Here is a 17,846-nt window from a genome sequence, read left to right on the forward strand (position 1 = left end):
AAAAATCATTCCCAAATTTTATTATGGGCTGATGTAGCTTTCCGATAGCAGCGATCCGGTTCATATCTGTTATGATTGTTTTTTCAATTTAGGTACTGTAAATTCTACAGGACAATCCATGCAGGTGGTACCTGAATTGGATGTATTGGAATGGTAAATCTGTACATTCCCGCCTCCCAAAATTGAATTGCTGAAATCAATGCCGTTGAATCCCTGGGCCGAAGCACCGGGGTCTGCACCGTTATTGAATAATCTGACGCCTTCTCTGCATTGGCCGTCAGCAAACGTGAAACTGAAAAGCAGGAGCTTCTGGTTGGCGGTAAAGTTTACCGTGCTGCCGTGAGCTGCTACTGCGTGAAAGTCTTTGCCCGGCGATGATGCCGGATCGGTGATAAATTTTTCATCCGTCCATGAGCCACCCGCATAGCTGACCACATTTAACCGGGTATCAGGAGAAGATTTAGGCACTACCACCGCGATCTGTGCTTTACCAAAAGCGAAGTTCCTTTGTGTGGAAGGCGATATGGCAAATACCTCATACCTGGCCGATTCCTGGTTCCAGTCAATGGTTAACTTGAGTGTCCCCTGGGCCGACCCGCTGATCGCGGATATCAAAGAAATAACCAGGAGTAAACAGTACTTCATATCATTTATTATTTAGGTTCAGTATTTCACCTGTTTGCAGCTATTTTTTTAAAGAAGCCGCACAAAGCCAAAATATCTTTAAATACTGCAATTTCCATGCCACATATATGATCGCACATTCACAAAAGAACCCGGAAAATATTCCCCCGGCGATTGTCTGCCCGGTCTGAAGAGGAACCGAACGGCACATGAAGAGTGGTTTTCGATTAGTTTTTCCTTACTAAAAGAAAACTTAACCGGATTTCCCCTATTTTAGCAGCCAGATTTTCAACCTTATTCATGAAAGAAAAAAACCAATACCTGATTCCTTTTATTCTGGTCACCAGCCTGTTTTTTATGTGGGGACTGGCCAATAATCTTACCGGGGTGCTGATCCCGCATTTAAGGAAAGCCCTTGAGCTGAGCAATGCGCAAAGTACGCTGGTAGATACCGCCGCCTACCTGGCTTACTTTATTGCGGCCATTCCCGCCGGACTGCTTCTGAAAAAAACAGGGTATAAAAACGGCATCATTACAGGGCTCCTGGTATTCAGCCTGGGTTGCTTTCTTTTCATACCGGCGGCCAATAACCGCGATTTCACCATCTTCCTGCTGGGCTCATTTATTATCGGAACCGGACTGGCTACCCTCGAAACAGCCGCCAACCCCTATGCCGCCCGGCTGGGGCCGGAAGAAACTTCTACCACCCGGCTGAACCTGGCCCAGTCGTTCAACGGCCTGGCCGCCACCGCCGGACCTTTCATCGGTACCCTTTTTATTCTTTCAGGAAAGGAATTCAGCACTGAAGAGCTGGCCCTGATGCCCGAAGCAGAAAAGATACAGTATTTTACCGAAGAGGCGGCCTCTGTTAAAGGGCCCTATATATATATAGGTGTGATCCTGCTGGTGCTGGCCGTATTGTTTTACCTGATCCGGTTTCCCGATATTGAAGAAAGCGGGAATAAAGGGGAGTCAGGCAGCTTTCTTACCGCATGGAAATTCCCGGGCCTGCGCTTAGCGGTCATGGCCCAGTTTTTCTACGTGGGCGCACAGGTCTGCATCACCAGCTTCTTTATCCGGATGGCCATGGCCGGTGGCGGAATGAGCGAAAAAGAAGCCGGCTGGTACCTGGGTATTTACGGTTTCCTGTTTATGGCCGGCCGGTTTGCCGGTACCGCCCTTACCCGTATCATTGCCCCGGCGCGCCTGCTGGCCGCCTATGCCGTAGCTGCTATAATCCTGTGTATCATGGCCATTTCGCTCCAGGGAAACCTGGTGGTATTTGCTCTCGGAGCACTCGGGTTCTTCCTCTCAATTATGTTTCCTACTATATTCTCGCTGGGCATTAAAGGACTGGGGCAGCATACCAAAGCGGGCTCATCGCTGCTGGTTATGGCCATTATAGGCGGAGCTATTTTCCCCGTACTTATGGGATATGTCATTGACCGTGCCGGTGATGATATCCAGCCGGGCTATTATGTTCCGCTGGTGTGCTTTGTAGTGGTGCTGCTTTTTGCGCTCAGGAATGTGAGGGAAGTAAGGAAGTAAAAAGCAGAAAGACAAAATCACAAAAAACGAAACACAAATGCAAAAATTCGCCCTCGTACTGGACCTCGTCAATGACCCTGCGCTCATTGCCGAATACGAAAAATACCACCGGGAAGTATGGCCCGAAATCATTCAGAGCATCCGTGATTCAGGCATACGGCACATGGATATCTACCGGTTTGATAGCCGCCTGTTCATGGTGATGGAAACCGAAGACGATTTCAGCTTTGAGAAAAAAGCAGAAATGGACAACCTGAACCCGAAGGTGCAGGAATGGGAGGAGCTGATGTGGAAATATCAACAGGCTTTGCCGGGCTCTCCGCCGGGGGCGAAATGGCTACCGGCAAAGCTTGTCTTTCATATGTGATCAAAGGCCAGGAAAGGAAGTCCTGAACTTCGAGAACTGGTCTGTGCTCAGCACGGCTTTGAGCTCTTTGTGGTAGTTCTCTTTGGTAGAAGCCGCCAGTCCCTGGTCGTTATTCTCCCGGATCCGCTGCAAAAGCTTCTGGTTAACCACGTTAATGGTGAGCACCTTCTCTTCCTGCGTCTTGTCGAGGCTCAATACCGTTTTCATCCGGTTCGTCAGGTCTCTTGCCTGCGCCTCGGCGCTGGAAGTCTGGCTCGACGCCTGTCCGCCACCGCCACCGCCCGTGGTCAAACCACCTCCGGTAGCACAAGATGCCAGCAGCATACCTGTCAGCGCTATTCCCCATAATCTTTTCATTTTTTCTTTGTTTAATTGTTGAGAAACATTTTATACTTAGATACCAAAATTCTGAAAAGGTTTAAATCAGCGGCCTGTTTCGTCGTAAAAGTAATTAGATATTTCGCCAATTATAAAATAATCTCCGTTAAATTCCGCCCGTGCCAGTACATCCATGATTTCCTCCGGCCTCACCCGCCGGTGAACGGGGTTCATGGTACCGCCGTAAGCGCCGGGTTCGGCCAGCGGGTTCCATTGAAAAACGGCATCTACCAGGGTGCCCCTCGGCGCCATAAGCGGCGGGTACCCCGTGCCGCGGTAGTCGAGCTGGTGCGGGTGCGGCAGGCCCAGCGCATGCCCGAACTCATGGGCCGCCGTGGTGCTTTGTCCAAGCTGGTCGGTGATCAGCCAATGGCCCGAGTTCTGTCCCAGCCCTCTCCCCATCATAGACCGTTCCACGATATTGGCATCTTCTACCCGTACAAAGTTCACTTCATGCGAGCGGTTATCCTGCATTTTCTGCCTGGCTTCTTCCAGGCTTACAGGCTCCACCTCTACCCGGAAGCGTACCGTCAGCAGCTGCATCCGTACCGGGATCACCACCTCCGGGGCGTTCCACATCCGGTTGATCTCCGCTTCTATGGCCTGTGCCAGCGGGGCGTCAGCATACTTGCCGTACAGGAAGATCACGGCTTTGACCCGTATTTCCCCTTCTTCGATATAGGCTATGGCAGACATGCTCAGAACGGGAGGTAAACCACTTTTTTCGTTTCAAAGAATTCCTCCTCAAAATAATCTTTCAGCTCATATACCCGGAACTTCCGCTTTACTTCTGCCAGCTCCTCGCGGAGGTCTCCGCCTTTCAGGTACAGGATACCGTTATCGAGCGGGCTGAAATGGTTCCGGTTGATCTTGTTCTGTACCCATGCCAGGAAAGGTGCCATGCGGGTCACGGCCCGGCTCACAATGAAATCGTAGGTTCCGCGCAGCTGCTCTACCCGCTGGTGCTCGGCTTTTACGTTGGTCAGGCCCAATCCTGCGGCCACTTCTTCCACCACTTTGATCTTTTTCCCCACGGCATCTACCAGGTGAAAAGATACTTCCGGGAAAAGAATGGCCAGCGGAATACCGGGAAAGCCGCCACCCGTGCCTACGTCAAGCACCTCGGAGTCATCGGCGAAGCGGCAGACCCTGGCTATGCCCAGCGAATGGAGCACATGCCTTTCATAGAGCATATCGATATCCTTCCGGGATACCACATTGATCATGGAATTCCACTCTTCATACAGTTCGCCCAGCCGGTCAAACTGCTGCCGCTGCTTTTCCGTTAGCTCCGGAAAGTATTTGTATATTATCTCAGACTTCACGCACCAGGTCGTTTTTCACAAAGATAAGTGGTTTCGGCGCTTTCATAAACGGGTTAATTCCAGTATTTTTGAATTTTAAAAAGAAACGTATGTCGGTATTACAAGGCTCTGTTGAGCAGCTTCTTCCCCAATACCTGGAAGGAAAGGATTATTCTGCCATAGCCGTTATAGCAGATAAAAACACGCGGAAAGACTGCTACCCGAAGATAAAAGACCTGCTGCCCAGGCACCTGCTGATCACGGTTCCGGCCGGCGAGGAGCACAAGAATTTAGATACTTGTACAATTATCTGGCAAAAATTAACAGAGGCTGAATTTGACCGGCATGCCCTGGTCATTAACCTGGGCGGGGGCGTTATCGGCGACATGGGTGGCTTTTGTGCCGCCACGTACAAGCGGGGAATCGACTTTATCCAGGTGCCTACCACCTTACTGGCCCAGGTAGACGCCAGCGTGGGCGGAAAGCTGGGCATCGACTTCCGGGGCCTGAAAAACCACATCGGTGTTTTTACCCAACCCCGTACGGTTCTGATCGACCCGGTCTTCCTGGCCACCCTTCCCGGCCGGGAGCTTCGGTCAGGCTTTGCCGAGATTATCAAGCATTGCCTGATCCGTGACCGGGCCATGTGGGATAAAATCAGGCGCATGGAACCGGAAGAGGTGCCCCTGAGCGACCTGGTCACGCACTCGGTAGAAACAAAAAAAGAAATTGTTACGCAGGATCCTACCGAAAAGGGGCTCCGGAAAATCCTGAACTTCGGGCATACCATCGGGCATGCGGTTGAAACGTTCTACCTTGACAAAGACCGCCTGCTGCACGGCGAAGCCATTGCCATTGGCATGATCTGCGAGGCGTATATCGCGTATTCCAAAGGAATGCTGCCCGAGGCCGGGCTGGCAGAGATCGAGGAGTACATTTTCTCGGTATACGGTACGGTGCCGGTCGATCCCCAGGATTTTGGGGCTATCGCCGCACTTACGGCCCAGGATAAAAAGAACCGGGGTAATACGGTGCGGGCCGCCCTCCTGGACGGGATAGGCAGCTGTACGTACGATATCCCCATTACCCGGAAAGATATCCTGAAGTCGTTGAAATATTATTGCGGAATTTTATAATTATACAAATATTAAAATAATATATGTCAACCCGCCGGAAACTGGTGATTCTGCTCTTCGCTTCCCTGTTTGCGATCATCCTTCTTTTCAGCGGGTTCATTTATTATAACCTCATCCAGTATTCTTACGCTGATTTTCACGCACGCCTCCATACCCGGGCCCTGACCACCGCCCGCATTGAGCTGGAAACCGATAACGAAGCCGACTACCTGAAGCAGTTCAAGGCCGAATACCTGGAAAAGCTGACCAACGAACGGCATTTTATTATCCGCACAGATACGCTCAACCCGGCAGCACTCAGCGATAAGCTGGACATACCGCAACACTTTTTTGAGGAAACCCTGCGCGACGGCGACCATTTTTATAAAAAGGGAAACACGTTCTATAATGCCATACGCACGGATCATGCTGACGGGCAGTACCTGGTTATTGTTTCTGCTGAAAATTATTACCATACCCACCACGAGGTGTATCTCCGGCAATTGCTGGCCGGAACCATTATTTTTGCCGTATTGCTCATTTTCTTCCTGTCGTACTGGATTTCCAGCCGCATCAGCAAGCCCCTGCAGGAGATCAGCACACGGGTCAATGAGATCGGCACCGACAAGCTGCACCTGCGCATTCCCGAAGAAGACCTGCCCCGCGAGCTGGAGATCCTGTCGAAGTCGTTCAATGTGATGCTTGACCGCCTGGAAACGTCTTTTGAGGCGCAGAAGAATTTTGTATCCAATGCCTCGCACGAGTTTCGTACACCCCTTACGGCCATTATTGCGGAAGCCGACCTGGCACTCTCGCGCGGGCGCGACCCCGAATTTTACCGCGAAACCCTCCGCGTAATACTCCGGGAGGCTGAAAAGCTCAACAACAAAACGCAGGCCCTGCTGTTTCTTGCCCAAACGGGCTTCAGGAAATCAAAGCTGCTTTTTGAACCCCTGCGCATAGACGAGATCTTGCTGGAATGCAAGGAGACCTTCAATAAAATTGATCCTTCCAACAATGTAGTCATTGATTTCACCAACCTGCCCGAGCAGCACCAGCAGCTCCAGGTACAGGGAAACAAGCAGCTGCTCATGCTGGCCATCACCAATATCATTGGCAACGGGCTGAAATATTCCAAAAACGAGGTGGTAGAGATCAGCCTGGAATGGGAAGAAAACGATATCGTGATCCGGATCAAAGACCGGGGCATCGGTATTCCTGAAAGCGAGCTGCCTTTCATTTATGATCCCTTCTTCCGGGCCTCCAATACCGGTGAGTTTGAAGGGTACGGCATAGGCCTGCCGCTGGCCCGGAACATCATCCGCCTGCACAAGGGAGAGCTGCTGGTTTCTTCGGCCGCCGGGCAGGGAGTTACCGCCGAAATTAAAATCCCATTAAGACGGAATTAGAATCCAATTAGAATCCTCACAGCCAGGGTTTTTCATGAAACCCGCCTCTCCGGAGCGGTGTTTACACTCTCGAAACATGGTGTATACAACCGTTAAAACTCATTGTATGAATTCAAAGTATCTGAAGAATCTGAAGTACGATCTGCCCGCGGGCCTGGTGGTTTTTCTTGTGGCGCTACCTCTTTGCCTGGGCATATCCCTGGCCTCCGGAACTCCTTTTTTCAGCGGTATCATTGCCGGCGTCATCGGCGGCATCGTGATCGGCACGCTCTCTAACAGCCAGCTGAGCGTAAGCGGGCCCGCGGCGGGCCTGGTGGCCATTGTGATTTCTGCCATCGCCACGCTGGGCAGTTTTGAAACCTTTCTCCTGGCCGTAGTGCTGGCCGGGGTTTTCCAGGTTATCCTGGGCTTTATTAAGGCCGGGGTGCTGGCCTATTATTTCCCCTCCAACGTGATCAAGGGCATGCTTTCAGGGATAGGGATCATCATTATCCTGAAGCAGATTCCGCATGCCCTGGGGTACGACACGGAAGCATTCAGCGAGCTGACCGGCTTTTTTAAGAAAAACGGTGGAAATGCCCTCCAAAGCCTGTGGGAGTCGTTCAGCCACATCAGTACAGGGGCTACCCTGATCTGCCTCATCGGACTGGGCATCCTGGCCGCCTTTGAGACCCCCAGGCTGAAGAAAGTTTCAAAGATTATTCCGGGCGGGCTGGTAGCCGTGGTGGTCAGCGTACTGATCAGTGAGCTGGTTTTCCGGCATATCCCGGCCCTGACCATCTCGCCTGAGCACCTTGTTAACGTTCCGGTAGCCGGTTCGTTTTCCGAGATCGCCGCGCTGTTTACCTTCCCTGACTTCACCGCTATCCTGAATCCGCAGGTATGGATGGTGGCCCTTACCATTACGGCCGTGGCTTCTATTGAAACCCTGCTGTGCATTGAGGCCGTTGACCAGCTTGACCCCCACAAACGATTTACCAATAACAACCGCGAGCTGGTAGCGCAGGGCATCGGCAATATGACCTCCGGGCTGATCGGCGGCCTGCCCATCACCTCCGTGATTGTGCGAAGCAGCGCTAACCTGAATGCCAACGCCCGCACCAAGGTATCGGCTATTTTTCACGGGGTGCTGCTCTTTGCGTCGGTGCTGCTGATCCCGGTGGTGCTGAACAAGATCCCGCTGGCCTCGCTGGCCGCCATATTGATCTATACCGGCTACAAGCTGGCCCGGCCCGTACTGTTTAAAGAGATGTTTGCCAACGGCAAATACCAGTGGAAGCCCTTCCTGGTTACGGTGATCAGCGTGGTCATGTTTGACCTGCTGGCGGGTGTGGGCATAGGCCTGGCCTATAGTGTATATTATATCCTGAAAGGAAATTTCAGGAATGCGTTCTTTTACTATCCGCCGGAAGCGGGTACATCGGGGCCTGTCCGGATGGTGCTGTCGGAGGAGGTTTCTTTCCTGAACAAAGCCAATATCAAAGAGTCGCTGGAGGCCATACCCCGGAACAGCTCCATTGTTATTGATGCGTCGAATTCTTCCTACATTGATTTTGACGTGCTGCAGGGCATCAAGGAGTTTGTGGATTATAAATCGAAATACCGGAATATTTCCTGCCGGCTGGTGGGCTTTGACAAGCAATTTTCGCTGGAAGAAGTTCCGGCCGCCGCTCACTGATGCAGAACGTCAGCCGGTGAAAACCCAATGCCACCCGTATACAAACAGTAGGTTTGTGCTCGGGTGGCATCTGCTTTTACGGTTAGGAAAAGGTCCTCTTCTTTACGCAGGAAGAAGGTTCTTTCTTCTCAATATAGATTCAAAGAGCTTCTGGTCGTGCTCGGAGTTGAACACATCGTTCCGGAAATGCAGGAACTGGCCTCTCCCCATGTGCAGGTAGAAGCCTGTTTTGTCTTTCTCGGCTGATTTGACCATATCCCATTTGATCACACCGCCTTCTTTGGCGTTCAGCTTTACCAGGATCTGCCGGCTGTCTACTTCATACGCAAACTTATCAAACATCTGCTTGTTCTGATCCATCTGGGTAGCGGCATAGAACTGCAGGTACCAGAAAGCGGCAAAAAGGATAGCGCCGATGATGGCGGTAATGAGTATCCACCAGTTTTTATATACCCCTGTAAAGTTGAGCACCAGACCCAGCACGGCTATTGCCGCCGGAACCAGGAACCAGAGCTTCACTTTCTCCAGTTGCCCGGCAAAGGCCTTTTTGATGTAATGTTTTTTATCTAAAGCAAATTTTTTCGTTTTTACTATCATATCCCGTTATTTCGACCTGCAAAATTATAAAAAAGCCCCCGAATAGCCCCCGCTGTTCAAAAATATATTTCTCCTTTTTAGAAAGTATTTTCACCTACCAAAGCGAGGATTGGTTATTTTTGCAATAATGTTAATTTTCAACGTATGTCTAAGGCGCTGCTCCTCACCCGTGAAAAAACCCTTCAGAAAGCCAAACGGATAGCCTACCAGATCCTGGAGAATAACACCTCAGAAAACGAAGTAGTGGTAGCGGGCATCGGCGGCGAGGGGTACGTGCTGGCCGGGATCATTGTGAACTTTTTGCAGGAGATCTCCGGGCTCAAAGTCACCATTGCCAGGCTCAGCTTTGACAAAACGGCCGGCTCGCAACCCGACATTACCATTGAAAGTGAAGTAGACACCTTCCGGAACAAGTCGGTGGTGATTGTAGATGACGTGCTCAACTCCGGGAAAACGCTGGCTTTCTGCCTGCGGCCTTTCCTGTCTATTCCCCTGCGGAAGCTGCAGGTGGCCGTAATGGTAGACAGGAATCACCCCCTGTACCCCATCAAGGCAGACTTCGTAGGATACAGCCTGTCGACCACGCTGTCCGATCACGTCCGGGTTATTTTATCCGACGAAGAAAACGCGGGGGTCTATCTTTATTAAAAAGCGGATAAATGGAAGAAATCAGCTCTTTCCTTACCTACATCATGAACTCGGAAGAGATCATACAAACCGGCGGGCTCCTGGCTATTCTGCTGATCGTATATATAGAAAACGGCCTGTTTTTCGGTTTTTTCCTGCCCGGCGACTATCTTTTGTTCCTCACCGGCGTATTTGTTTCTTCCCAGCACCTGGACCAGCCCATTTACCTTGTTTTGCTGGGGGTTTTTGCCGCAGCGGTTCTGGGTACTTATACGGGTTATATCTCCGGGCGGTTTTTCGGCGATAAGATCCGTAATAAAAAAGATTCTCTTTTCTTTAAGCAGAAATACCTGGCCCGAACGGCCAATTATTTTGAAAAATACGGTAACCGTACCCTGATCATTGCCCGTTTCCTGCCCATTGTGCGCACTTTTGCTCCTATTCTTGCCGGGCTGGTCCGGATGAATTTTCTGCAGTTCAGCATCTACAATATGATAGGCGGAGGGGTATGGGTCATGACGCTGGTAGGTGGCGGGTACCTGCTTGGCAACCGCTTCCCCTTCATCATCGATTACGTTCATTACATCATTATGTTCTTCCTGGCCATTACTACGTTTACCGTGATTAAGGGGTATCTGAATGCGAGGAAGGAATTTGATGAAGAGTGAGTGTGGTGCGTTTTTTCTAACCACATAGATTCATAGAATTAAAACGAAACCCTAAATCTATGTATCTATGTGGTCACAAAAAAAGAGCTCCCGGAGGAAGCTCTCTTCATAATCTCTTGTATACCGATTATAACCGGAAGTGCGAGAATGCCTTGTTGGCATCGGCCATTCTGTGGGTATCGTCTTTCTTTTTCACAGAAGCACCTTCGCCCTTGGATGCGGCTACGATCTCTCCTGCCAGACGTTCTGTCATGGTTTTCTCGCCACGCTTACGTGCGTAACCGATCATCCATTTCATACCCAGCGACTGCTTACGTTCGGCTCTTACTTCGGTAGGAACCTGGAAAGTAGCGCCCCCTACTCTGCGGCTTTTCACTTCCACAGAAGGCATAACGTTACTTAAAGCCTTTTTCCATACTTCAAGACCGTTCTCACTGGTTCTTTTTTCCACAATCTCCAACGCACCGTAGAAAATACTGTAAGCCAGCGATTTTTTACCGTCGTACATCAGGTTGTTAACAAACTTGGTTACGGTAACATCCCTGAACTTGGGATCAGGCAGTACGTAACGCTTTTTAGGTTTTGCTTTTCTCATTTCTTAAATCTTTTTAAGAAGGTTTCGTTTAACGATTTAAACTAATTCACATTCGGTAAAAACTGAATATTACTTCCCTATATATCTGATAATCAGAAGCTATAAAGAATTATTTTTTCTTACCTTTTGCAGGAGCTGCAGCCACTTGTCCCGGCTTAGGACGTTTGGCGCCATACTTGGAACGAGCCTGCTTACGGTTATTCACACCGGCGGTATCCAGGGCCCCGCGAACAATGTGGTAACGTACACCCGGAAGGTCTTTCACCCTGCCGCCTCTGATCAGTACGATCGAGTGCTCTTGCAGGTTATGACCTTCGCCGGGAATATAAGCGTTAACCTCTTTCTGGTTGGTTAAACGCACACGGGCTACTTTTCTCAAAGCCGAGTTAGGCTTCTTAGGAGTAGTCGTGTATACACGTGTACATACACCACGACGCTGAGGGCAGGAATCCAATGCCGGAGACTTAGAATTGTACTGTAAGGTCTCTCTTCCTTTTCTTACTAACTGCTGTATAGTAGGCATTGTAAACTGTTAAAAATTAATTAATTAAAATAAATTACCCCTTTTTTGGGAGTGCAAAGATAGTAGTTTTTATTTAATTATGAAACGTTTACGTCAAAATAATCAGATTTACAGGGCCTGACCACAGATATATCCAGAATATAGGGTCACTCTGTTCGTAGTCTGCCCGATACTCCCTATTTTTGATCTTTATTTTAACGGTTAATCATGTACAATCTTCAGCAAAAAGTAGCCATCGTTACCGGGGGTGCCAGCGGTATCGGTCTTGAGATCTCGCGCACCCTGGCCCGGAACGGCGCCATCATTCATATTTTCGAGGTTAACCCGGACCTGGCCGAGCGCGAGGCCGACCTCATCAATGCCAACGGAGGGGTGGCCTATGCCCACCGGGTAGACGTGGCCCGGCAGGAAGAGGTACTCCGGAAAGTAGCCAAAATAAACGACCTCCACCCCATCAGCATACTCATCAACAATGCGGGGATCTCGCATGTGGGTACGGTGGAGAGCACCACGGAAGCCGACCTCGACCGGGTGTATAATGTCAACATCAAGGGGGTATACAACTGCCTTCATGCCGTTGTGCCCGTCATGAAGGAAAACGGCGGCGGGGTTATTGTCAACATGGCCTCTATTGCCGCCTCGGTAGGACTGACCGACCGCTTCGCCTACTCCATGAGCAAGGGGGCCATACGCGCCATCACCTTCCAGGTGGCCCGCGATTACCTTTCCTACAATATCCGGTGCAACTGCATTTCACCGGCCCGGGTACATACGCCGTTTGTTGACGGGTTTATCAAGAAAAGCTACCCGGGAAAAGAAGCGGAGATGTTCGACAAGCTGTCGAAAACCCAACCCATCGGCCGTATGGGCAAACCCGAAGAAATTGCCGCCCTCACGGCCTTCCTCGTGTCTGACCAGGCCTCGTTCATTACCGGGTCGGATTACCCGATCGATGGAGGATTTATAAAATTAAATAATTAATAAAATATCTAAATGAAATTAATACGTTTTGAGCAGGACGGGAAAATCAAACCCGGCATTATCACTGCAGATGACCGCTGGCTGGACGTGTCGGCTTTCGGAGAGGATTACAACGAAGCATTTTTTACCCATGACGGGCTGAGCCGCCTCGGCGAATGGCTGAAGACAGCGTCCTGCCCGGAAGTATCTAAAAGCAACCGGCTGGATTCCTGCATTGCCCGGCCTTCCAAGATCGTCTGCATAGGACTGAACTATGCCAAACATGCTGCTGAAACCGGTGCCGTGGTACCCAAAGAGCCGGTGGTGTTTTTTAAATCCACCACTGCCCTGTGCGGTCCGAACGACAACGTGATCATCCCGAGAAACTCGGTAAAAACCGACTGGGAAGTGGAGCTGGCCGTGGTGATCGGTAAAAAGGCTTCGTATGTAGACGCAGCTGACGTATGGGATTATATTGCCGGATACTGCACGCATAACGACTACTCGGAACGCGAGTTCCAGATGGAACGGGGCGGACAATGGGTAAAAGGCAAGTCGAACGACACCTTCGCGCCGTTAGGGCCTTTCCTGGCCACGAAAGATGAGGTCGCCGATCCTCATAACCTGAACCTCTGGCTGAAAGTAAACGGGGAAAAGCTGCAGGATTCCAGTACCAGCGATTTTATTTTCAATATTCCCCAGGTGATAGAGCACCTCACCCAATTCATGACCCTGCTGCCCGGCGACGTGATCTCTACCGGCACCCCTGCCGGTGTGGGCCTCGGCTTCAAACCGCCCCGTTACCTGAAACCCGGCGATGTGGTGGAGCTGGGGATTGAAGGGCTGGGGAGTCAGAAGCAAACGGCAGTAGCTTATCAGTGAACAACTAACAGTGAATAATTAACAGTGAACAACTAATAGTGGATAACTAACGGTGAACAGTTAGAATGAAAGAAAAAAATGTTTTACAGGATAAAAGCTATAGGTTTGCAATCAGAATTGTAAGGTTAGTTCAATTTCTACAAAACGAAAAAAAAGAGTATGTAATAAGTAAGCAATTGCTGCGAAGCGGAACAGCAATAGGAGCATTAATCAGAGAAGCAGAGTTTGGCCAAAGTAAGGCTGACTTTATCAGTAAAATGTCTATTTCGCTTAAAGAAACGAATGAAACTGAGTATTGGTTAAACTTGTTAAAAGATACTGAATTTATAGATCCAAAATCATTTGAGAGTATTCAGGCAGATTGCGGAGAGTTACTAAGAATGTTGATTTCAACAGTAAAAACATCAAAAAACTTATGATATAGACCGACAAAACATGTATCTCCTACTTACTGCTCATTGTTCATTATTAGTTATTCATTATTAGTTGTTCACTGTTAATTGTTCACTATTAGTTGTTCCCTGTTAGTTGTTCACTTTTTGTTATGTCAATAAACACCACCACCTGCCCCAACTGCGGCCACAAATTTGATGCCGGTGAGGCTATGCAAAAGCACCTGGAGATTGAGCTGAAAAAGAATATGGAGCTCAGAGAGAAGGAGTATGCCCTCCGGATGGACGAGTTTAAGAAAAGACTGGAAACCGAGAAGAAAGAGTTTGAGATCAGCGAAAAGAAAAAACTCTGGGCCGTGGCGCTTTCGGAAGCGCAAAAACGCATGGAAGAAAAAAATGCCGCCGAGCTGACCGCGCTGAAGCAGGATAACGAGGCCAAGCAAAAGGAAATTCTTAAAAGCAGGGAAAAGGAAATTGAGCTTTTAAGGCGGGAACAGGAGCTCAAAAGCCAGCAGGAGCTGATGCAGATCCAGATCCAGAAAGAGTTGATCGAAAAGACCGCCCAGATAGAAGAGGCCGCCAAAAAGAAGAAGGATGAAGAGTTTGAGCTGACCCGGAAAGAGTTCGAAAAAAAGCTCGAAGACCAGAAAAACCTGATCAACGAAATGAAGCGGAAGGCCGAACAGGGCTCTACCCAGCTCCAGGGCGAGATCCAGGAGCTGGCGCTGGAGGAGATCCTGCGGCGGGCCTTTGTATACGATACGGTAGAGGAAGTCAGTAAGGGCATCCGCGGAGCCGACGCTATCCAGACCGTCATCAACGAATTCGGGCAGATCTGCGGGAAGATCGTTTTTGAGAGCAAGCGTACCCAGAACTGGCAGGATGCCTGGATCGATAAGCTGAAGGACGATCAAAGGGCGCTCGGCGCGGAAATTGCCGTACTGGTGAGCCAGGTGATGCCCAAAGACATGGAGCGTTTCGGCCAGCGCGAGGGCATCTGGATCTGCAATTACCAGGAGGTGATCAGCCTGGTATTTGTGCTAAGGCAGATCCTGGTGCGCTCGCAAAGCGCACGCGCCGTGCAGGAAAATAAAACCGATAAAATGGGATTGCTTTACAACTATCTCACCGGCACGCAGTTCCGCCAGCAGCTCGAGGCCATTGTGGAAGGCTTCAGCAGCATGAAAACCGAGCTGGAACGGGAAAAGCGGGCCATGAAGAAGATCTGGAAGGAACGTGAAGTGCAGATCGAAAAGGTGATCGATAATACCATTGACATGTACGGCTCCATCAAAGGCATTGCCGGCAACGCCATAGCGCCCATTCAGCCGCTGGAGCTGGAGGCCGGAGAAACCGGAGAGGAGACAGAATGAAGCCGCTCAGAGCGCTGCAGGCAGTGATATCCCGTCCGGCCGGGTGTCATTCCTTACAGCGCTTACGCAGGTCATCCAGCTTCTCGTACATCTGCTTCAGGTTATCTACCGGAATAGACATCTTGGCAAAGGCTTTATCGCGGTAATTGCCATCATTTTTGTACCGGTTTATCTGCTTTAAAAAAGAAACGGTTTCCCCCGCTGTTTCTGCAAACCATTGTTTATCTTTATCCGGAAGCCCATTGCTGAGATTCAGCTTTGCCACCAGGTTTTCATAAAACTCAGGCACTTCGGCCTGGAAAAACGCTTCGTAGACCTCTACCGCTTTATCCTTATCGTACCGCTGAAGATTCTGCCAGTATCTCTCCAGAAATTGATAGTCTTCTGATATCTTATGGAAAGCCACCAGGTTCATGGCACAGGGCCCCTGCTTATCCACCCTTGCATTATTGCTTTCGTTGTATTCTATTTCAGCGATTACGTCTTGTGCGCCTTTTGACAGTGTCCATGTTTCCTCCGTAATTTCTGCAACCACCTTTTCCCATGAAACCGCCTCCAGGTATTCGCGTGAGGTCATCCGCTCAAAAGCATCGCAAAAAGCATTGGTGAAATGCCCGCCGAAATTGTTGCTATACGACGCCTGCCCCCGCCGGCTGCTGGTCATGATCAGGTTTACCTTTGACTGCCGGAAAAGCTCACGTACCTTATTGGGGTTCATATTGTAGATCAAATGATCGGCTTCGCCATCTCTGATCACTTTTTGCTTTAAATTCTTTGTGCCGTTACAGGCCTCGGCAAAAGCCAGGGTCATTCGTGCCTTTTTTTCTAAAAGACGGCGATAGATGGCCTCCAGGCCTAAAGCGTTTTCTTCGGTGGTCTCGCCGCTTCCCATCTTCAACATCGGATATTCACTTTGCAGGTTATTCCATCCATGTCCTGCAAAATAGAAAAAAATGACATCCTTTTCATCGGCCTGCAAAAGGTCAATGGCCTTACCGGCTGAGGCCACCGACAGATCAGCCCCTTTCACTACCGTAACTTTGCATTTCATTTCTGCGTTCTTCGCCATCTTGCCGGCCAGGTCGGTTATCCGGGCTTCCGTCAGCCGGACAGAGTTGCTTAACCTGATGTCGTCAGTGTCTAAAAACAACAGGCAATGAAATACCGGGGACTGAGCCGATACCCGGCCGCCCCAGAAGAGCAGGATAAATACGTACAATATCTTTTTCATTCTTCGTCACAAATTATGCTGGAGGGGATAACCGAAATTCGCGAATGCTGCATGTTTTTGGATAACCTGCTTAAATGCTTATCCAGCCTGACCGATACATTTTCTACCCAGATGTCTTTCCCCGTTTTACCGTTTACGGTCTCGTCTATGGCCCTGCTGAAGGCCTGAACCCAGTAGGAACCCTTGTACCTGTCGGAGAGCGCGTCTTCTCCCCGCGAAGAAGAGGTGATCACGATCACCCGTGAGTTGTCAAAGTTCCTGAACAGGGCATCATAATTTTCCAGAACCAGGTAATACGGGATTTCGTCAGAAGATATAAATGAGACCCGGGGAGACAGCGCTCCCGGAATTTTGCTTAAAGACAGGTATTTCCCGCTCATTCTCTCAGCAGATGCTGATTTATTGGGGGCATCTATAGTGATTAAAAGCAGCTTCGGGTTCTTTTCCGCTATTATTTTTTTTACATCGCTTACTTCCAGGTTCCCGCCAAACAGCTGCAGGGCAGGCACGGGGCCTCCTCCGTAATTCCCCCCGTTTCCGCTGTAGTGAAACCATACGATGTCGTTGCTGCAGGGTACTACCGGAATGCTCTTGAGAGTCCGTTTTACCGTCTCCGGGTTAAAATTAACGCTATCCCCGAAGTCATAGGTGTATTTTTCCATGTTCAGGTATTTTGATATATTACCGGCCATCCGGTTTATATTTTCAGCATCCACCTGCCGGTCGGGCCGGTAAAAATTATCGGTATTGATCACTGAAAAAAAGTACAGCTTTTGGGCCGCTACCCGGGGCGCGGAAAAAATAAAAATGGCCAGGAGCAGACGGCTACCTGATCGAATACGTGTTACCATAGGGTTTTTGTACATTTCTTGAAAATTCTCTCACCTGGGCGCTGACTTTATTTATTATATTATTCCAGTCCGGGTTCGATTCTCCCAGCTCATCGTACAGGTTATTTTTAAAGGAGGATAAGAAGTAGGAGCCCGTCTTATAATTTTTCTGGGCCGGCTTGGGCGGCTCTGTGGCATTCATATAAACGAGCATGCCTTTATCAGCCGGAGACTTAAGCTGGTCAAAAAGTTTTTTGGTGCTGGTTTTTGAAACAGCTCCTGCATGATCATGCTTGTATTCTCCTTCCTTGGTGAGTGCCTGACTGTTACTCCCCTCCATCAGGATAACGGCCAGTTTAGGCCCCCTTCGGGTCACCCGGTCAATGATTTCCTGGTGGGTAACGGGCTTACCGCCTATATAAACCTTCTGTTTGCCTGTCTCTGTGCCTTTCCCATCCCCGGCTCCGGCAAAATAGAAAATAACCACATCTCCTTTATTGATCTGATCCAAGGCTGATACCAGCTCATTATAGCTCGACCGGACCGGGTCTGCCGAAATACCTGCTTCAATGGACATACCCAATAATTTGGGCAGGTGCGTTTCCATATCGTCTATGCTTTCCTTATCCAGTTTTTGCGTAGCCAGGCGCTGGTCTATAAAACTGTATAGCCGGAAGCCCTGGGCAAATACATTTGTACCAGCGGAGAAGAGAACGAGCAGCAGAATGATCTTTTTCATGATGTA

General features: G+C 49.7%; 21 protein-coding genes. 11 read left to right on the forward strand and 10 right to left on the reverse strand.

Annotated elements, in window-relative coordinates; translation table 11 throughout:
• Positions 1 to 69: 69 nt before the first annotated feature.
• Complete coding sequence (locus AB2U10_RS12330; RefSeq protein WP_367915289.1) at positions 70 to 645, reverse strand: hypothetical protein; 576 nt, start codon at positions 643 to 645, stop codon at positions 70 to 72.
• A gap of 279 nt (positions 646 to 924) precedes the next feature.
• On the opposite strand from AB2U10_RS12330, the gene fucP reads away from it, so the two are divergent.
• Together fucP and AB2U10_RS12340 are read left to right on the forward strand one after the other, a co-directional pair.
• A complete protein-coding gene (gene fucP, locus AB2U10_RS12335; RefSeq protein WP_367915288.1) occupies positions 925 to 2,172 on the forward strand; it encodes an L-fucose:H+ symporter permease in 1,248 nt (415 codons plus the stop codon).
• A gap of 37 nt (positions 2,173 to 2,209) precedes the next feature.
• Complete coding sequence (locus tag AB2U10_RS12340; protein ID WP_367915287.1) at positions 2,210 to 2,539, forward strand: L-rhamnose mutarotase; 330 nt, start codon at positions 2,210 to 2,212, stop codon at positions 2,537 to 2,539.
• On the opposite strand, the gene AB2U10_RS12345 is transcribed toward AB2U10_RS12340, so the two are convergent.
• The 3 genes from AB2U10_RS12345 to rsmG all read right to left on the reverse strand — a co-directional run bounded on the left by AB2U10_RS12345 (position 2,540) and on the right by rsmG (position 4,242).
• Positions 2,540 to 2,896, reverse strand: coding sequence for a hypothetical protein (locus AB2U10_RS12345; protein WP_367915286.1), 357 nt, complete (start codon positions 2,894 to 2,896; stop codon positions 2,540 to 2,542).
• Positions 2,897 to 2,962: 66 nt separating this feature from the next.
• On the reverse strand, positions 2,963 to 3,613 hold the full coding sequence (locus tag AB2U10_RS12350) for a hypothetical protein (protein ID WP_367915285.1): 651 nt from the start codon (positions 3,611 to 3,613) through the stop codon (positions 2,963 to 2,965).
• Positions 3,614 to 3,615: 2 nt separating this feature from the next.
• Positions 3,616 to 4,242, reverse strand: coding sequence for a 16S rRNA (guanine(527)-N(7))-methyltransferase RsmG (gene rsmG / locus AB2U10_RS12355; RefSeq protein WP_367915284.1), 627 nt, complete (start codon positions 4,240 to 4,242; stop codon positions 3,616 to 3,618).
• Between the two features lie 89 nt (positions 4,243 to 4,331).
• Between rsmG and aroB the strand changes: the two genes are divergently transcribed.
• The 3 genes from aroB to AB2U10_RS12370 all read left to right on the forward strand — a co-directional run bounded on the left by aroB (position 4,332) and on the right by AB2U10_RS12370 (position 8,423).
• Positions 4,332 to 5,357 (forward strand): 3-dehydroquinate synthase, encoded by a 1,026-nt coding sequence (gene aroB / locus AB2U10_RS12360; protein ID WP_367915283.1) that lies wholly within the window; start codon positions 4,332 to 4,334, stop codon positions 5,355 to 5,357.
• 23 nt (positions 5,358 to 5,380) lie between these two features.
• Entirely contained in the window at positions 5,381 to 6,745 is a 1,365-nt protein-coding gene (locus tag AB2U10_RS12365) for a sensor histidine kinase (RefSeq protein ID WP_367915282.1), read from the forward strand.
• Positions 6,746 to 6,851: 106 nt separating this feature from the next.
• Entirely contained in the window at positions 6,852 to 8,423 is a 1,572-nt protein-coding gene (locus tag AB2U10_RS12370) for a SulP family inorganic anion transporter (protein WP_367915281.1), read from the forward strand.
• A 102-nt stretch (positions 8,424 to 8,525) separates the two neighbouring features.
• On the opposite strand, the gene AB2U10_RS12375 is transcribed toward AB2U10_RS12370, so the two are convergent.
• On the reverse strand, positions 8,526 to 9,020 hold the full coding sequence (locus tag AB2U10_RS12375; RefSeq protein ID WP_367915280.1) for a YcxB family protein: 495 nt from the start codon (positions 9,018 to 9,020) through the stop codon (positions 8,526 to 8,528).
• A 144-nt stretch (positions 9,021 to 9,164) separates the two neighbouring features.
• On the opposite strand from AB2U10_RS12375, the gene AB2U10_RS12380 reads away from it, so the two are divergent.
• Both AB2U10_RS12380 and AB2U10_RS12385 read left to right on the forward strand, forming a co-directional pair.
• Positions 9,165 to 9,668 (forward strand): phosphoribosyltransferase family protein, encoded by a 504-nt coding sequence (locus tag AB2U10_RS12380; RefSeq protein WP_367915279.1) that lies wholly within the window; start codon positions 9,165 to 9,167, stop codon positions 9,666 to 9,668.
• 11 nt (positions 9,669 to 9,679) lie between these two features.
• The gene (locus tag AB2U10_RS12385) at positions 9,680 to 10,315 is read left to right on the forward strand and encodes a DedA family protein (RefSeq protein ID WP_367915278.1); all 636 of its coding nucleotides are present in this window, start codon (positions 9,680 to 9,682) and stop codon (positions 10,313 to 10,315) included.
• A 127-nt stretch (positions 10,316 to 10,442) separates the two neighbouring features.
• On the opposite strand, the gene rpsG is transcribed toward AB2U10_RS12385, so the two are convergent.
• Both rpsG and rpsL read right to left on the reverse strand, forming a co-directional pair.
• A complete protein-coding gene (rpsG, locus tag AB2U10_RS12390; protein ID WP_367915277.1) occupies positions 10,443 to 10,910 on the reverse strand; it encodes a 30S ribosomal protein S7 in 468 nt (155 codons plus the stop codon).
• Positions 10,911 to 11,019: 109 nt separating this feature from the next.
• Positions 11,020 to 11,433 carry a 30S ribosomal protein S12 gene (gene rpsL, locus AB2U10_RS12395; RefSeq protein WP_367915276.1) on the reverse strand — a complete coding sequence of 138 codons (414 nt, stop codon included), beginning with the start codon at positions 11,431 to 11,433 and terminating at the stop codon, positions 11,020 to 11,022.
• A 207-nt stretch (positions 11,434 to 11,640) separates the two neighbouring features.
• Here rpsL and AB2U10_RS12400 point away from each other — a divergent pair, with 207 nt between their 5' ends.
• The 4 genes from AB2U10_RS12400 (at position 11,641) to AB2U10_RS12415 (ending at position 15,040) form a co-directional block, all read left to right on the forward strand.
• Positions 11,641 to 12,414 carry an SDR family NAD(P)-dependent oxidoreductase gene (locus AB2U10_RS12400; RefSeq protein WP_367915275.1) on the forward strand — a complete coding sequence of 258 codons (774 nt, stop codon included), beginning with the start codon at positions 11,641 to 11,643 and terminating at the stop codon, positions 12,412 to 12,414.
• Between the two features lie 12 nt (positions 12,415 to 12,426).
• Positions 12,427 to 13,275: a fumarylacetoacetate hydrolase family protein gene (locus AB2U10_RS12405; protein WP_367915274.1), complete on the forward strand. Its 849-nt coding sequence runs from the start codon at positions 12,427 to 12,429 to the stop codon at positions 13,273 to 13,275.
• A 65-nt stretch (positions 13,276 to 13,340) separates the two neighbouring features.
• Positions 13,341 to 13,694, forward strand: a complete 354-nt coding sequence (locus tag AB2U10_RS12410) for a four helix bundle protein (protein WP_367915273.1) — start codon at positions 13,341 to 13,343, stop codon at positions 13,692 to 13,694.
• Positions 13,695 to 13,819: 125 nt separating this feature from the next.
• Positions 13,820 to 15,040 (forward strand): DUF2130 domain-containing protein, encoded by a 1,221-nt coding sequence (locus AB2U10_RS12415; RefSeq protein ID WP_367915272.1) that lies wholly within the window; start codon positions 13,820 to 13,822, stop codon positions 15,038 to 15,040.
• A gap of 46 nt (positions 15,041 to 15,086) precedes the next feature.
• Here AB2U10_RS12415 and AB2U10_RS12420 read toward each other — a convergent pair whose 3' ends face one another.
• The 3 genes from AB2U10_RS12420 to AB2U10_RS12430 are packed head-to-tail and all read right to left on the reverse strand — an operon-like array spanning position 15,087 to position 17,840.
• Complete coding sequence (locus AB2U10_RS12420; RefSeq protein WP_367915271.1) at positions 15,087 to 16,271, reverse strand: caspase family protein; 1,185 nt, start codon at positions 16,269 to 16,271, stop codon at positions 15,087 to 15,089.
• The gene (locus AB2U10_RS12425) at positions 16,268 to 17,122 is read right to left on the reverse strand and encodes a hypothetical protein (protein ID WP_367915270.1); all 855 of its coding nucleotides are present in this window, start codon (positions 17,120 to 17,122) and stop codon (positions 16,268 to 16,270) included. The genes AB2U10_RS12420 and AB2U10_RS12425 overlap by 4 nt, the downstream gene beginning before the upstream one ends.
• The gene (locus tag AB2U10_RS12430) at positions 17,097 to 17,840 is read right to left on the reverse strand and encodes a caspase family protein (protein ID WP_367915269.1); all 744 of its coding nucleotides are present in this window, start codon (positions 17,838 to 17,840) and stop codon (positions 17,097 to 17,099) included. Before AB2U10_RS12430 ends, AB2U10_RS12425 begins: the two co-directional genes overlap by 26 nt.
• Positions 17,841 to 17,846: the final 6 nt, after the last annotated feature.

The sequence above is a fragment of the Leadbetterella sp. DM7 genome (assembly GCF_040829825.2).
Lineage (GTDB): Bacteria > Bacteroidota > Bacteroidia > Cytophagales > Spirosomataceae > Leadbetterella.

Excerpts from the sequence above, each read along its gene's own strand:
- AB2U10_RS12330 (WP_367915289.1), bottom strand. The coding sequence starts at position 645 with ATGAAGTACTGTTTACTCCTGGTTATTTCTTTGATATCCGCGATCAGC.
- fucP (WP_367915288.1), top strand. The coding sequence starts at position 925 with ATGAAAGAAAAAAACCAATACCTGATTCCTTTTATTCTGGTCACCAGC.
- AB2U10_RS12340 (WP_367915287.1), top strand. The coding sequence starts at position 2,210 with ATGCAAAAATTCGCCCTCGTACTGGACCTCGTCAATGACCCTGCGCTC.
- AB2U10_RS12345 (WP_367915286.1), bottom strand. The coding sequence starts at position 2,896 with ATGAAAAGATTATGGGGAATAGCGCTGACAGGTATGCTGCTGGCATCT.
- AB2U10_RS12350 (WP_367915285.1), bottom strand. The coding sequence starts at position 3,613 with ATGTCTGCCATAGCCTATATCGAAGAAGGGGAAATACGGGTCAAAGCC.
- aroB (WP_367915283.1), top strand. The coding sequence starts at position 4,332 with ATGTCGGTATTACAAGGCTCTGTTGAGCAGCTTCTTCCCCAATACCTG.
- AB2U10_RS12365 (WP_367915282.1), top strand. The coding sequence starts at position 5,381 with ATGTCAACCCGCCGGAAACTGGTGATTCTGCTCTTCGCTTCCCTGTTT.
- AB2U10_RS12370 (WP_367915281.1), top strand. The coding sequence starts at position 6,852 with ATGAATTCAAAGTATCTGAAGAATCTGAAGTACGATCTGCCCGCGGGC.
- AB2U10_RS12375 (WP_367915280.1), bottom strand. The coding sequence starts at position 9,020 with ATGATAGTAAAAACGAAAAAATTTGCTTTAGATAAAAAACATTACATC.
- AB2U10_RS12380 (WP_367915279.1), top strand. The coding sequence starts at position 9,165 with ATGTCTAAGGCGCTGCTCCTCACCCGTGAAAAAACCCTTCAGAAAGCC.
- AB2U10_RS12385 (WP_367915278.1), top strand. The coding sequence starts at position 9,680 with ATGGAAGAAATCAGCTCTTTCCTTACCTACATCATGAACTCGGAAGAG.
- rpsG (WP_367915277.1), bottom strand. The coding sequence starts at position 10,910 with ATGAGAAAAGCAAAACCTAAAAAGCGTTACGTACTGCCTGATCCCAAG.
- rpsL (WP_367915276.1), bottom strand. The coding sequence starts at position 11,433 with ATGCCTACTATACAGCAGTTAGTAAGAAAAGGAAGAGAGACCTTACAG.
- AB2U10_RS12400 (WP_367915275.1), top strand. The coding sequence starts at position 11,641 with ATGTACAATCTTCAGCAAAAAGTAGCCATCGTTACCGGGGGTGCCAGC.
- AB2U10_RS12405 (WP_367915274.1), top strand. The coding sequence starts at position 12,427 with ATGAAATTAATACGTTTTGAGCAGGACGGGAAAATCAAACCCGGCATT.
- AB2U10_RS12410 (WP_367915273.1), top strand. The coding sequence starts at position 13,341 with ATGAAAGAAAAAAATGTTTTACAGGATAAAAGCTATAGGTTTGCAATC.
- AB2U10_RS12415 (WP_367915272.1), top strand. The coding sequence starts at position 13,820 with ATGTCAATAAACACCACCACCTGCCCCAACTGCGGCCACAAATTTGAT.
- AB2U10_RS12420 (WP_367915271.1), bottom strand. The coding sequence starts at position 16,271 with ATGAAAAAGATATTGTACGTATTTATCCTGCTCTTCTGGGGCGGCCGG.
- AB2U10_RS12425 (WP_367915270.1), bottom strand. The coding sequence starts at position 17,122 with ATGGTAACACGTATTCGATCAGGTAGCCGTCTGCTCCTGGCCATTTTT.
- AB2U10_RS12430 (WP_367915269.1), bottom strand. The coding sequence starts at position 17,840 with ATGAAAAAGATCATTCTGCTGCTCGTTCTCTTCTCCGCTGGTACAAAT.